This window comes from Bacillus vallismortis (genome assembly GCF_004116955.1).
GTDB lineage: Bacteria > Bacillota > Bacilli > Bacillales > Bacillaceae > Bacillus > Bacillus vallismortis.
This window is the reverse complement of the sequence record NZ_CP026362.1, coordinates 3,962,046-3,976,055: the sequence shown is the minus strand read 5'-3', so window position 1 is coordinate 3,976,055 and position 14,010 is coordinate 3,962,046. Positions and strand designations below refer to the sequence as shown.

The 14,010-nt window shown below is 45.1% G+C and carries 13 protein-coding genes and 1 pseudogene; 6 read left to right on the top strand and 8 right to left on the bottom strand.

What is annotated here, in order from left to right; translation table 11 throughout:
- Positions 1 to 103: 103 nt before the first annotated feature.
- The 3 genes from fsa to spo0F form a co-directional block, all read right to left on the bottom strand.
- Complete coding sequence (gene fsa, locus BV11031_RS20995) at positions 104 to 742, bottom strand: fructose-6-phosphate aldolase (RefSeq protein ID WP_010328943.1); 639 nt, start codon at positions 740 to 742, stop codon at positions 104 to 106.
- Positions 743 to 860: 118 nt separating this feature from the next.
- On the bottom strand, positions 861 to 1,718 hold the full coding sequence (locus BV11031_RS20990; RefSeq protein WP_010328944.1) for a class II fructose-bisphosphate aldolase: 858 nt from the start codon (positions 1,716 to 1,718) through the stop codon (positions 861 to 863).
- 178 nt (positions 1,719 to 1,896) lie between these two features.
- Positions 1,897 to 2,271, bottom strand: coding sequence for a sporulation initiation phosphotransferase Spo0F (gene spo0F / locus BV11031_RS20985; protein WP_082022673.1), 375 nt, complete (start codon positions 2,269 to 2,271; stop codon positions 1,897 to 1,899).
- A gap of 165 nt (positions 2,272 to 2,436) precedes the next feature.
- Here spo0F and BV11031_RS20980 point away from each other — a divergent pair, with 165 nt between their 5' ends.
- Positions 2,437 to 2,958 carry a DUF2529 domain-containing protein gene (locus tag BV11031_RS20980; RefSeq protein WP_010328946.1) on the top strand — a complete coding sequence of 174 codons (522 nt, stop codon included), beginning with the start codon at positions 2,437 to 2,439 and terminating at the stop codon, positions 2,956 to 2,958.
- 83 nt (positions 2,959 to 3,041) lie between these two features.
- On the opposite strand, the gene pyrG is transcribed toward BV11031_RS20980, so the two are convergent.
- The 4 genes and pseudogenes from pyrG to BV11031_RS20960 all read right to left on the bottom strand — a co-directional run bounded on the left by pyrG (position 3,042) and on the right by BV11031_RS20960 (position 8,855).
- Positions 3,042 to 4,649, bottom strand: coding sequence for a glutamine hydrolyzing CTP synthase (gene pyrG, locus BV11031_RS20975; RefSeq protein WP_010328947.1), 1,608 nt, complete (start codon positions 4,647 to 4,649; stop codon positions 3,042 to 3,044).
- Between the two features lie 237 nt (positions 4,650 to 4,886).
- Complete coding sequence (gene rpoE / locus BV11031_RS20970; RefSeq protein ID WP_010328948.1) at positions 4,887 to 5,420, bottom strand: DNA-directed RNA polymerase subunit delta; 534 nt, start codon at positions 5,418 to 5,420, stop codon at positions 4,887 to 4,889.
- Positions 5,421 to 5,602: 182 nt separating this feature from the next.
- Positions 5,603 to 6,742 (bottom strand): acyl-CoA dehydrogenase, encoded by a 1,140-nt coding sequence (locus tag BV11031_RS20965; RefSeq protein WP_010328949.1) that lies wholly within the window; start codon positions 6,740 to 6,742, stop codon positions 5,603 to 5,605.
- Positions 6,739 to 8,855, bottom strand: a pseudogene (locus tag BV11031_RS20960) (heterodisulfide reductase-related iron-sulfur binding cluster). Before BV11031_RS20960 ends, BV11031_RS20965 begins: the two are co-directional and overlap by 4 nt.
- A 154-nt stretch (positions 8,856 to 9,009) precedes the next feature.
- Here BV11031_RS20960 and cls point away from each other — a divergent pair.
- From cls to BV11031_RS20935, 5 genes are all read left to right on the top strand, one after another.
- Entirely contained in the window at positions 9,010 to 10,206 is a 1,197-nt protein-coding gene (gene cls / locus BV11031_RS20955) for a cardiolipin synthase (protein WP_010328951.1), read from the top strand.
- A 12-nt stretch (positions 10,207 to 10,218) separates the two neighbouring features.
- Positions 10,219 to 11,181 (top strand): UV DNA damage repair endonuclease UvsE, encoded by a 963-nt coding sequence (uvsE, locus tag BV11031_RS20950; protein ID WP_010328952.1) that lies wholly within the window; start codon positions 10,219 to 10,221, stop codon positions 11,179 to 11,181.
- 80 nt (positions 11,182 to 11,261) lie between these two features.
- On the top strand, positions 11,262 to 11,534 hold the full coding sequence (locus BV11031_RS20945; RefSeq protein WP_010328953.1) for a hypothetical protein: 273 nt from the start codon (positions 11,262 to 11,264) through the stop codon (positions 11,532 to 11,534).
- Between the two features lie 134 nt (positions 11,535 to 11,668).
- The gene (locus BV11031_RS20940) at positions 11,669 to 11,878 is read left to right on the top strand and encodes a helix-turn-helix transcriptional regulator (protein WP_010328954.1); all 210 of its coding nucleotides are present in this window, start codon (positions 11,669 to 11,671) and stop codon (positions 11,876 to 11,878) included.
- Positions 11,875 to 12,168 carry a hypothetical protein gene (locus BV11031_RS20935; RefSeq protein ID WP_010328955.1) on the top strand — a complete coding sequence of 98 codons (294 nt, stop codon included), beginning with the start codon at positions 11,875 to 11,877 and terminating at the stop codon, positions 12,166 to 12,168. Before BV11031_RS20940 ends, BV11031_RS20935 begins: the two co-directional genes overlap by 4 nt.
- A 50-nt stretch (positions 12,169 to 12,218) precedes the next feature.
- On the opposite strand, the gene BV11031_RS20930 is transcribed toward BV11031_RS20935, so the two are convergent.
- A complete protein-coding gene (locus tag BV11031_RS20930; RefSeq protein ID WP_010328956.1) occupies positions 12,219 to 13,943 on the bottom strand; it encodes an ABC transporter ATP-binding protein in 1,725 nt (574 codons plus the stop codon).
- Positions 13,944 to 14,010: the final 67 nt, after the last annotated feature.

Sequence of the window (14,010 nt, the reverse complement as noted above, 5' to 3'; positions counted from 1 at the left end):
CCTTCTCTGTAAAGCGGCGTCAGTGTCTGTAGGTCCGCTGTATCAGGACGGTGAAAAACAAAGGCTGCGGCAAACAGGCATAAACTGTTTGCCGCCCTTTGCATTATTTATTCCAGTCTGCCAGGAATTGTTCAATACCTTTGTCTGTTAACGGATGCTTAGTGAGTGAATGAATGACTTTCAGCGGCATAGTGCCGATATGGGCCCCTCTTAGAGCGGCTTCTGTCACGTGTTGCGGATGGCGGATTGACGCCGCAATGATTTGCGTGTCAAGACCGTGAATGTCAAAAATGGCTTTGACGTCTGAAATCAGGTCAAGTCCGTTGTGGCCGATGTCATCTAAGCGTCCAAGGAAAGGTGATACATACGTCGCCCCTGCTCTGGCGGCAAGAAGCGCCTGGTTTGCATTGAAGATCAATGTGACGTTTGTTTTGATGCCTAATTCAGTAAGCGCTCTTACCGCTTTAAGGCCGTCAGACGTCATCGGGATTTTCACCGTAATGTTCGGAGCGATTTTCGCCAGTTCTTTACCTTCCTCGATCATTTCCTCAGCTTTTAAAGAAATAACCTCTGCGCTTACAGAGCCTTTTACGACTTCTGTGATCTCGCGAAGACGGTCGTGGAATGATACATTAGCTTCTTTCGCTACTAAACTAGGGTTCGTCGTTACACCGGCAAGAATTCCTAATTCATTCGCTTCTTTAATTTCATCAATATTGGCTGTATCAATAAAAAATAACATGTTCAAAAAGCCTCCTTGAGTAAGAAATTTTCTGAATTGCGAATATGATTGCGCTTTCTAAAGGTAGACGGAAAACCGCCTGTCAAGCTGTCAGGCGGTTATAAACATTCCAATTGAATTAAGCTTGGTTTGAAGAACCAAATTCACGCATTTTACCGATAACTGTTTCTTTAATCGCTTCACGAGCAGGTCCAAGATATTTACGAGGATCGTATTCGTTAGGCTTAGCTGCCAAAGTATCGCGAACAGCTTTTGCAGAAGAAATTTGGTTTTCAGTATTTACGTTGATTTTAGCTGTACCAAGTGAAATTGATTTTTTGATGTCAGCAGTCGGAATTCCAGTACCGCCGTGGAGAACTAATGGAAGGCCAGTTGTTTTACCGATATCTTCCATTTCCTTGAAACCAAGGTTTGGTTCGCCTTTGTAAGGGCCGTGAACAGAACCTAATGCTGGTGCAAGGCAGTCGATGCCAGTGCGCTCAACAAGCTCTTGGCACTCTTTAGGGTCAGCGTAGATTACGCCTTCAGCGATAACATCATCTTCTTGTCCGCCGACTGTTCCAAGCTCAGCTTCTACAGATACTCCGTGGAAATGAGCAAGCTCAACAACTTTAGAAGTTGTTGCGATGTTTTCTTCAAATGGATGGTGAGAAGCGTCGATCATGACAGATGTGAAACCTGCATGAATCGCTTTCGCACAAGATTCAAAGCTTGAACCATGGTCTAAGTGAATCGCAACAGGAACTGTCACGTTGTAATCTTCCATAAGTGCTTTCACCATAGCAACGACTGTTTTGAAGCCGCCCATGTAGCGTCCCGCACCTTCAGAAACACCAAGGATCACTGGAGATTTTTCTTCTTCAGCTGCTTGTAAAATCGCTTGAGTAAACTCAAGGTTGTTTAAGTTGAATTGTCCTACTGCATAACCTTTTTCTTTAGCTGTATTCAACATTTCTGTCATAGAAACTAAAGGCATGTCGAATGTCCTCCTTATGTAGCCTGATTGTCTTCTAGCGAAAAAAGCTTTCCACCCTAGCATGACCCATAAATTGCTGTCATATGTAAATACTCAGATCGCTTTTTCTCCATAACTAGAATACCAACTTTTCGACAAATGGGCAACACAATGACATCATACATTTGTATCTTCTTTGTTAATTAGACTTCAGGGGCAGATATTTTTTCACGGCTTCTCTGATTTCATCGATATCAAAAGGCTTCGCAAAGTGCGTCAGAGCGCCCAGTTCTTTTGATTCCTGGATCATGTCGAGCTCTCCGTATGCCGTCATAATGATCACCCGGATATCTTCGTCAATGACCTTCATCCGTTTTAAGATTTCAATTCCGTCCATGCCGGGAATTTTCATGTCCAGAAGCACAAGGTCGGGCCGTTCTTTTGTCACGATGTCAAGCGCCTGCAATCCGTTTGCAGCCTGGAATGTCTGGTAGCCTTCTTTATTGAACACTTCGTTAAGCAAAATACGTATGCCGTATTGATCATCAACGATTAAAATTTTTTCATTCATCATTTTACACCCCAATATTATGATTTTCGTCAAAAGTAAGCAGTAGTGTATGTATTCTGTTTGATTTTCCTATTTCCTTTAATTATAATAGTCTACTTTACGACATTTTCTGAGCATTTTCTCTTTTGTTGTATACTGATATTGTACGTTATAAAGGAGGATTCACTTATGTTGAAAATATTCACGACACAGTTAACAGGTATTTTTTCCCGCATTCAGGATAAGGAATCTGACGCGATTGAAGATGGGGCGCGGCTGCTTGCCCAAGCGGTGGTCAGCGGGCATTCCATATATATATACGGAGCAAATGAGCTTCAGGGCGTCTTATACGAGGCTGCCGAAAGCACAGAACCGCTGCCTTCCGTCAAACCTTTTCCAAAAAGTGCTGATGAAGTGACAGAAAGTGACAGAGTGCTGATGTTTTGCTCAGGGACGGGCACAGCCGAAGAGCAGGCGCTCGCAAAAGAGCTTTATGAAAAGGGTGCGGGAGTCGTATGCGTATCGCCGGCAGCCAAAGACAGTGCGGGAATGGAACCATATTGCGATGTGAATATTGATTCCAAATTAAAAATGCCGCTTGTTCCCGATGAAGACGGCACCCGTTACGGATTTCCCTCTTTAATGACAGCACTGTATGTCTACCATGCTCTATCGTTTACATTAAAAGAAATTCTGCAAGAGTATGCATAATATCTTATTGTACATGCTGTATGTTGCCGGAAACAAATAAAAAAGACTTGCCCGCTTTTGATAAAAACGGCAAGTCTTTTTTATTACTTCTGATTTGCAGCTTCGACAGACGCTCCGATAAAGCCTTTGAATAGAGGCTGAGGTCTTGTCGGTCTTGACTTGAATTCCGGGTGGAACTGAGAAGCCACGAACCAAGGGTGGTCTTTCAGCTCGATGATTTCAACAAGGCGTCCGTCAGGGCTTGTGCCTGAGAATACGAAGCCTTGGTCTTCCATTTGCTGTCTGAATTCGTTGTTGAATTCATAACGGTGGCGGTGGCGCTCGTACACCACTTCATCCTGATACACTTCAAAGGCTTTTGTGCCTTCTTCAAGCTTACAAGGGTAAAGGCCGAGGCGAAGCGTTCCGCCGAGGTCCTCAACATCCTTCTGTTCAGGAAGAAGGTCGATGATCGGGTATTGAGTTGACGGATCAATTTCGGCTGAGTGGGCGCCTTTTAAGCCCAATACATGCCGTGCGTATTCAATAGATGCAACCTGCATGCCAAGGCAGATGCCCAAGAACGGAATGTTGTTTTCGCGCGCGTATTTTGTTGCGACGATTTTGCCTTCAACACCGCGATCGCCGAATCCGCCCGGTACGATGATGCCGTCCGTTCCGTTCGTAAGCTCTTTAATGTTGCCTTCTGTTACTTCTTCCGCGTTGATCCATTTCACTTTTACATCTGTGTCGAACGCATAACCCGCATGGCGGAGTGATTCAACGACAGAGATGTACGCGTCAGGAAGCTCAACGTATTTCCCGACAAGGCCGATCTTGATCGTTTGAGACAGATTGCTGACCTTGTTAACAAGCTCTTTCCACTCGGACATTTCCGCCTCTTTGCAATCTAATTGCATGTGATCGCAAACAAGCTTATCCAGCCCTTGTTTTTGAAGCTCAAGCGGAATGGAGTAGAGGTTGTCCGCATCTTCACATTCAATAACCGCTTTTGTATCTATATCGCAGAATAGCGCGATTTTATCTTTCATATCTTGAGAAATCGGCATTTCTGTACGAACAACGATGATATTTGGCTGAATGCCCAAGCTGCGCAGTTCTTTTACACTGTGCTGTGTCGGTTTTGTTTTCAATTCGCCCGCAGCCTTAATGTAAGGCACAAGCGTACAGTGGATGTACATGACATTTTCACGGCCGATGTCGCTCTTCATTTGGCGAATGGCTTCAAGGAATGGCAGTGATTCGATATCCCCGACAGTACCGCCGATTTCCGTAATCACGACATCTGCGTTTGTTTCTTTCCCCGCGCGGTACACACGGTCCTTCAGTTCGTTTGTGATGTGCGGGATGACCTGTACCGTTCCGCCAAGATAATCACCGCGTCGTTCTTTTTTAAGAACTGTTGAATAAATTTTACCTGTAGTCACGTTGCTGAATTTATTCAGGTTGATATCGATAAAACGCTCATAGTGACCAAGGTCCAAATCTGTTTCAGCGCCGTCATCCGTTACGAATACTTCACCGTGCTGGTACGGGCTCATGGTTCCCGGGTCGACGTTGATGTATGGATCGAATTTTTGAATTGTCACGTTCATTCCGCGGTTTTTCAGCAAACGTCCTAATGAAGCAGCTACAATACCCTTTCCAAGTGAGGATACAACTCCCCCGGTTACAAAAATATATTTCGTCATTTCGTTTGCTCCTCTCTTCGCTCTTAGCTACATGTTTAAAATGTACTGTTTTATAGAAAATCATTTAGCCTTTTAAATGATTTATTAAGAAAAATGAGGGGTGAAAATAAGAAAGCTCCCTTTCAATTTCTTGAAAGGGAGCAAAACGCACTATGTTCTCTCTTCGTTTTTGAAGAGCCCAAAATACATACTACATAGTTCGACTTTGAAAGTCAAGATTGTTTTAAAGATGATCTTTTACGATTTGATTTCCTCTTCATCTTCATCATAGTCGTCATCTTCATCTTCATCTTCATCAATCAGATCTTCTTCGATCTCAAGTTCATCGTCGTCTTCGTCAATATCTTCATCATCAAAATCACCGGTATCAAGATCAAGTTGTTCCTCGACTTCATCCAAATCAATGTCGTCTTCATCGATCTCTTCAAACTCGTCAAGATCAAGATCTTCTTCGACTGCTTTCTTCGCTTTTTTCTTTTTCGCTTTAACTGTCGGCTGAGTTTCTTCATCAAGCTGGTCATACGGATACCAGCTGCGAAGCCCCCAAGTCTGGTCAGAAAGCGCCAGGAAGCGGCCGTCAATGTTTAAATCTGTATAAAATTGAGCGATGCGGTCTCCAAGCTCTTCTTTTGTCACACCGAGCAAAGATGCAATTTCATTTAAAAGCTCCTGAAAAGGAACTGGTTTTTTATGATCTTCAAATAATTCGTGAGCGATTTCCACTAAAGCCATTTCCTTTAGCTCTTCCTGTGAATATTGTTTGATACCCAAGGTCGGACACTCCCTTTCTATTACTTATATGTATCTGTTTTATCAATAATGAAAGCGATTTTGTATCGTTCTTATACAAACCATACCTCTCATTATAAACAAAATAAAACAGAATATGCTACCCTTAACAGCGTTAATTTAAATAATTTTACAAGAGTGGTCCGACTGATAGATATTTTGCGTCAATCCGCGAGCATTCTGGAGATGACAAGTCTTTGAATTTCTTGAGTGCCTTCATAGATTTGCGTGATTTTCGCATCACGCATATAGCGTTCAACCGGATAATCCTTTGTATAGCCGTAGCCGCCAAAAATCTGCACGGTTTCGGTCGTCACCTTCATCGCCGTATCCCCCGCCAACAGTTTGGACATGGCGGAAGCTTTTCCATATGGAAGGCCTGATGATTCCAGCCATGCCGCCTGATAGGTCAATAGCCTTGAAGCTTCTATCATTGTAGCCATATCTGCGAGTTTAAATGCGATGCCCTGCTGATCGGCGATCGATTTTCCGAATTGTTCTCTTTCTTTTGCGTACTGAAGCGCGGCATCAAGCGCCCCCTGAGCGATGCCCACGGCTTGGGCGGCAATGCCGTTTCTGCCTCCATCAAGCGTCTTCATCGCGATTTTGAAGCCTTCCCCTTCTTCTCCGAGACGGTTCGCCGCGGGAACAACACAATCTTCGAACGTGATTTCCGTTGTGGGAGACGAGCGGATGCCCATCTTCTTTTCTTTCTTGCCTGCAGAAAATCCTTCGAAATCCTTTTCTACAATAAAAGCGGAAATGCCTTTTTTCTTTTTCTCGGGATCCGTGACTGCAAAAACAAGGTACATATCCGCAACGCCGCCGTTTGTGATAAACACTTTGGCGCCATTTAACACATAATCATCACCGATTCGTTCAGCAGACGTTTTCATGGCGCCGGCGTCAGAGCCGGACCCCGCTTCCGTCAAAGCGAAAGCGCCGATTTTCTCCCCGAGGGCCAGCTGTGTTAAGTGCTCTGCCTTCTGTTCTTCCGTCCCATAGGCAAACAGCGGCCAGCTGCATAGTGAGATATGGGCGGAAAGCGTCACACCGGTGGAGGCGCACACTTTCGAAAGCTCCTCCACCGCAATGACATAGGCCAGATAGTCACTTCCGATTCCTCCGTATTCTTCTGGCCACGGAATTCCCGTCAGCCCTAAATGCGCCATCTCCCGAAACAGTTCGCGGTCGAATCGTTCTTGTTCGTCTCGTTCTGCGGCTGACGGAGCTACCTCATGCTTTGCAAAGTCGCGCACCAATTTCCGTATCATCTCGTGTTCTTCTGACAATGAAAAATTCATGGCTTCTCCCCCATTTTCATACAGCCCCTAAGACAGATTGAGCCAGAAGCTCGGCAACATCATACGTTTTGACCCGGTCCTCGGCTTCTTTTGCCTTTGTGCCATCCCCAAGCATCGTGAGACAGTAAGGGCAGCCCGAGCTGATCACCGATGGGTTGACCGCAAGCGCTTGCTCTGTCCGCGCGACGTTAATCCTGTTGCCCGTTTCTTCCTCCATCCACATTAACCCTCCGCCGGCGCCGCAGCACATGCCGGTTTCCCTGTTTCTCTCCATTTCAATCAGCTGCACGCCCGGAATGGCTTTCAAAATCTCTCTCGGCGGATCATAGACTTCGTTGTACCGGCCCAAGTAGCATGAATCGTGGAAGGTAATCGCCTCTTGAAGCGGGTGTTGCGGCTTTAATTTTCCATTCTTCACAAGATAGTCCAGCACTTCTGTATGGTGATAAACCTCGGCTTCAAAGCCGAAATCAGGATACTCATTTTTAAATAAATTGTATGCGTGCGGGTCGATCGTCACGATTTTTTTGATATGATTTTTTTCAAATTCAGCAATATTCTTTTCAGCCAGCTCTTGGAATAAAAACTCATTTCCTAAGCGGCGCGGCGTGTCCCCTGAATTTTTTTCTTTATTGCCAAGGATCGCGAAGGACACACCCGCGTGATTGAGCAGCTTGGCAAAGGAGATTGCGATTTTCTGGCTTCTGTTGTCGTAAGACCCCATCGAACCGACCCAGAAAAGGTACTCAAATTCTTTTCCCTCTTTTTTCAATTCTTTTACGGTCGGAATTTCTGTATTCGGCGCCGCGTCACGCCAATTCTCACGTTCCTTGCGGTTGAGGCCCCACGGATTTCCCTGCCGCTCGATACTTGTCATGGCGCGCTGTGCGTCACTGTCCATTTTTCCTTCTGTCAGCACGAGGTAGCGGCGGAGATCGATGATTTTATCCACGTGCTCGTTCATGACCGGGCATTGATCCTCACAGTTTCGGCAAGTGGTGCACGCCCAAATTTCTTCCTCGGTGATGACATCGCCAATCAAGCTCAGCTCGTCATCCAGCGCGGCAGCGGCTTCCTGCGATCCGCTTCCTGATGAGGCCGCCGCCAGCTGATTGCCTCTCGTATGACGGAACGCTGCCGCGGGCACCCAAGGCGAGCGTGAAGTGACGGCGGCTCCTTTTTCTGTGAGATGATCTCTGAGACGCAAAATCAAGTCCATCGGCGACAGCATTTTTCCGGTGCCTGTTGCCGGACACATATTGGTGCAGCGGCCGCACTCAACACACGCGTACAGATCAAGCAGCTGAGACTGCTTGAAATCTTCAATTTTCCCCGCACCGTAGCTTTCTTTCGTTTCATCGGTAAAATCGATTTTTTCAAGCTTTCCGGCCGCTTCCATTCTATTGAAAAAGACATTGGCAGGGCCTGCGATGAGATGGGCATGCTTTGACTGCGGCACGTATACCAAAAAGCTCAGCAAAAAGAGAAGATGCACCCACCATGCGATATAGAAAATCACCGCCGCGCCCGTTTTTCCGACTCCGCCAAGCAAAAACGCGATACCTGAGGCAATCGGCTCGCTCCAAGAAAGCCCATGCTCATGCCAGATGAGATTCATTCCGTTTCCCAGCAGTACCGTCAGCATTAATCCTCCGATAAAAATGAGAACAAGCCCTGCTTTGAAGCCGCGTTTCAGCCTGACGAGCTTTTCAATATAACGTCTGTAGAATGCCCAAGCCACAGCGATTAAAATGAGAAACGTAACAATTTCCTGAAAAAAGGTGAAGGCGGGATAAACAGGGCCAAGCGGCAAATTCCGGTCAAGAGCCAGTCCCTTGATGATAAAGTCGATTGCTCCGAACTGAACCAATATAAACCCGTAGAAAAACATGACATGAATGATTCCGCTCTTCTTGTCCTTCAGCAGTTTTTTCTGTCCGAATACATTCACCCATATGGCGCGAAGCCGTTCCTTGATCCTTTGATCAAATTGTTCTATTTGGCCGAGTCTGATATAGGCCAGTCTCGTTTTGATCAAATATACAAACAAATAGACAGCGTAAGCGGTTACAATCAGAAATAACAATGCGTTTGCGATGAGAAAGCCGCTCATTCCAATTCCCCCTTTTTACTGATAAAGACCGCGATCCCCTACCCTCGAATCTGTATAAGATTACCTTTATGATAAATAATGAATGAGTGTTCAGTCAATAATTAAATTCCTGCTGTTAGGGCACACTACCTTTACTACAGAAAGGAGTGCCGGGATGAAGATATTTTTCGCGATTCTTATCATCGTCATTATACTATTGGCTTTCATACTGCTTGATATCTTCATGGGGCGTGCCGTTTACAAAAAAAACGCGTACGAACCTGTTTTTTCAAAAAAGAAAAGTAATATCGAATTGATCCACTGCGGCGCTGATCTTGTGGAACGGATGATGAAAGATATCAGCCAGGCAGCTTCCTCTGTTCACGTGATGTTTTTCATTATGAAAAACGATGAGGTCAGCCACAATATGTTTACGCTGCTGAAAACAAAAGCACAAGCCGGTGTTTCTGTTTATTTGCTGCTGGATTGGTCGGGATGCCAAAAAATTAAACAACCGGCGCTGGAAACGATGAAAAATGCCGGGGTTCATGTGCATTTTCTGAATAAGCCCCGTTTTCCTTTTTTCTTTTTTCATATGCAAAAACGGAATCACCGAAAAATCGCTGTGATCGATGGAAAAATCGGTTATATCGGCGGATTTAACATCGGTGAGGAATACCTTGGAAAGAAGGCGAAGTTCGGCAATTGGGAGGATTATCATCTGCGCATGAAGGGAGAAGGCGTGCATGATCTTCAAACGCTTTTTGCATCCGATCTGAAACGAAATACCGGTATTGAACTTGGCACGGATGTTTGGCCGGAGCTTCCGCAAGGGAATATCTCTCATAAGATTTATGCGACTGACGGTTATTCTCTTGAAAAAACGTATTTGGCAAATATCGCGCAGGCAAAAGAACGCATTACGATTTGCACGCCTTATTATATTCCGACAAAACCGCTTCAACAGGCCTTGGTCAAAGCAAGAAAAAACGGTGTAGCCGTTACGATCATCGTGCCGATGAAATCAGATCATCCGCTGGTCCGGGAAGCAGCTTATACCTATTATTCGGAACTCTTAGATGCCGGCTGTCTGATCTATCGTTTTTACCAGGGGTTTTATCATGTGAAAGCCCTGATCATAGACGATCATTTCAGCATCATCGGGACCGCCAATTTTGATCAGCGCAGCTTTTTTTTAAATGAAGAAGTGAATATCGAAATTGATAATGAAGCATTTACAAAAGAAGTCTATGCCACGATTGAAGAGGATATGAAAAGGTCAGAGCTGCTGACAAAGGACAACTTCAAAAAGCGCACGTTCAGGCAGCGCCCGGCGGAATGGCTTGGCCGAGCATTATCTTATTTTTTATAAAGGAGAATTCCTATGATTTTCAGATTCGGGTTCGTTTCAAACGCGATGAGCCTTTGGGAGGCGTCTCCCGCTAAAACACTGACATTCGCGCGTTATTCAAAGCTATCAAAGGATGAAAGAAAAGAAGCGCTGTTAACTGTGACAAAAGCCAATTTGCACAATACACTCAGAACCCTTCACTATATCATCGGCCACGGCATTCCTTTGTACCGTTTTTCCAGCTCGATTGTGCCGCTGGCCACGCATCCCGAAGTCATGTGGGATTTTGTGACGCCTTTTCAAAAGGAGTTTCGGGAGATCGGGGAGCTTGTCAAAACACATCATCTGAGAACAAGCTTCCATCCAAACCAATTCACTCTGTTCACGAGCCCGAAGGAAAACGTCACAAAAAATGCGGTAACCGATATGGCTTACCACTACCGCATGCTTGACGCCATGGGCATTGCCGGGCGCTCTGTCATTAACATTCATATAGGCGGCGCTTACGGAGATAAAGACACCGCCATTGCCCAGTTTCACCAAAATGTAAAGCAGCTTCCGGAGGAGATCAAACAGCGGATGACGCTTGAAAATGATGATAAAACATATACGACGGAAGAAACGCTTCAGGTTTGCGAACGAGAACATGTTCCGTTCGTCTTTGATTTTCATCATTTTTACGCAAATCCAGATGATCACGCAGACCTGAATGAAGCACTGCCCCGGATGATCAAAACGTGGGAGCGGATTGGGCTGCAGCCGAAGGTTCATCTGTCTTCCCCAAAATCGGAGCAGGCCATACGCAGCCATGCCGATTATGTTGACGCCAACTTTTTGCTGCCGCTGTTGGAACGCTTCAGGCAATGGGGGACCAATATTGATTTCATGATTGAAGCAAAGCAGAAAGACAAAGCGCTTCTCCGCCTGATGGATGAATTAAGCTCCATCCGCGGCGTCAAACGCATCGGCGGCGGCACACTGCAATGGAAATCATAAATGTGCATCACCAGGTTTAAAGCTCGTCCGCTCTGGGAACATACGCTATATAAGACAACAACCGATGGAGGAGAAAGATTATGAAAAACATCAAGTCTCTAAAAGTAGCCGCACAGGCATTTACTTTAAGAAATTTGATTCATCTTTATAAAATGTGCCATTCCGGCAGCCACGAGGTCTATATTTATTCGAAGAAAACGATGTGCAAAATCAAAAACTTAATTGAGCTCGAGACGTTCCGCATGGCTCATGATGAGAAAGAATATCTCATTGTAGTGGAGGGCACAAAAGCGTCCCAGCTGGTAGAAAAGTTTCAAAATATCATCGAGCCTGCTGAAAAAGAAGCGCTCTGACTTACATATAAAAAGGATAGACAAGATGTCTATCCTTTTTCTTATGGTTTAACAAAATGTAAAATATGTTTGACATTACAAAAAGATTCATCTACGATAGAAGTGTAAAACATCTTTTACATAGAGGAGCGCTTATGGAAAACAAGATTAAACAGGCAAGAAAGGAAAAAGGATTTTCTCAAGAGCATTTGGCTAAGGCATGCAGTGTTTCCCGGCAAACCATTAATGCTATTGAGAATAATAAATATGATCCAAGTTTATCTCTTGCTTTTCAATTGGCTTATTGTTTAGGGATAACAGTTGATCAATTGTTTCAATTCGAACAGGAGGAGAGTAAGAAATGAAAAGAATAGAAGTACTTAGTTTGTTTTCTCTTATTGCGATCACCTTATACTTCGGTGGTACTTTACTTAGCTATTTTAAAATTGAAGGAGCATCTTTTAGTGCGACGGATTGGTTACTATTGATTAGTTTAGTAGTGGCTTGGAGCCAAATCTTTACGTGGAAGTCAAAAAAAGAAGTAAAGAAGGATGAAATGGGTAACGGAACAAACTATACATTATTTATCGCTTTATGTGTTGCATATATCACTCATCCAGTCATTCAATTTATTCAAGTGAAAAAACATATATAAACGATAAGAGCATGTTTTGTTCCAAAACATGCTCTTTCTATTTTTTACACTTACATTGACATTTCTCCGAATTGCGCCTGATGCAGCCTGCTGTAAAGACCGCCGGCTTCAATCAGGTCATGATGACGCCCTTGCTCTTCTATTCCATTCTTTGTGACAACCACAATTCTGTCCGCGTCTTTGATCGTCGCCAGCCTGTGGGCGATGACGAGCGTTGTGCGCCCTTCGGATAATTCTTGAAGCGCCTTTTGGATCGCCGCTTCTGTTTCTGTATCAAGAGCTGAGGTCGCTTCGTCGAGAATCAGGATCGACGGATTTTTCAAGAACATCCGCGCAATGGACAAGCGCTGCTTTTGTCCGCCGGAAAGCTTCACGCCGCGTTCACCGATGATGGTATCCAGCCCATCCGGCAAGTGATGGACGAGCTCTTCCAGATGCGCTTGCTTCACTGCCTGCCTAATGTCTTCTTCTGATGCGTCTAATCGGCCGTAGGCGATATTTTCTCTAAGCGTGCCCGAGAACAAGAAAACGTCCTGCTGTACGACGCCAATCTGCCCCCGCAGCGAAGACAGCGTCATATCTTTAATATTGACGCCGTCGATCGTAATGTCTCCCCCTGATGCTTCATAAAAGCGCGGTAGCAAACTGCAAAGCGTTGATTTCCCCGCGCCTGACGGACCGACGAACGCAACCGTTTCCCCCGCTTGAATGGATAAGTTGATGTCATTGAGGACATTGTGTTGGTCATCATAGCCAAACGAAACATGTTCATAGCGGATGTTGCCCTTCAGGCCGGAAACGTCTTTCGCATCAGGGGAATCCTGAATATCCGGCTCTGTCTCCATCAGTTCCATATAGCTTTTGAAACCGGCGATTCCCCTTGGATACATTTCGATAATGGCGTTAATTTTGTCAATAGGCCTGAACAGCACGTTCGTCAGGAGCACAAAGGCCACGAATTCCCCGTACGATAAGGAGCCGCGAATGACAAACCACGTTCCGCACAAAAGCACAAACAGCGTGACAAACCGAGTCAGCATGTAGCTGATTGAGCCGTTTTTCGCCATGATTTTGTATGAGGAAAGCTTTGTGATACGGAAACGCTGATTGTTGACGTCGAAGCGTTCTTTTTCAAACGCTTCATTGCCGAACGCCTGCACGAGCCGGATGCCGCCGATATTATTTTCTACACGAGCGCTGAAGTCTCCGATATCTTTGTTCAGCGTGGTAAATGCTTTGGTCATTTTTTTGTTGAAATAAAGCGCTAGCCAAATGACAATCGGCATGATGATAAACGTGAGTAATGCCAGCTGCCAATTAATAAACAGCATCACCCCGAATGCCCCCAGAATGGTCATGATGGCAATGAATAAATCCTCCGGGCCGTGATGGGCAACTTCGCCGATATACATTAAATCGTTCGTCAGCTTCGACATGAGCGTTCCCGTCTTGTTGTTGTCGTAAAATTTGAACGAGAGCTTTTGTAAATGGTCAAAAAGCGACTTTCTCATATCGGTTTCAATATTGATCCCGAGCATATGCCCCCAGTATGTCACGATATACTGGAGAGCCGAGCTGAGCGCGTACACCGCAAATAAACCGATTGAGGTCGCGATAATCAGCCCCCAGTCCCTGCCCGGAAGCAAGGTATCAATAAAATAATTGACGATCAAAGGAAAGCTCAACTCCATTAAGCCTCCCGCGATCGCCGAGAAAAAATCAAGAAAGAACAACGTTTTATATGGTTTATAATACGAAAAAAATTGCCGCAGCACCCTATTTTCCCCCAATGCATAAATAACTGATCACTTTTCTCAAAATTATACTATACACTGGCTGTTT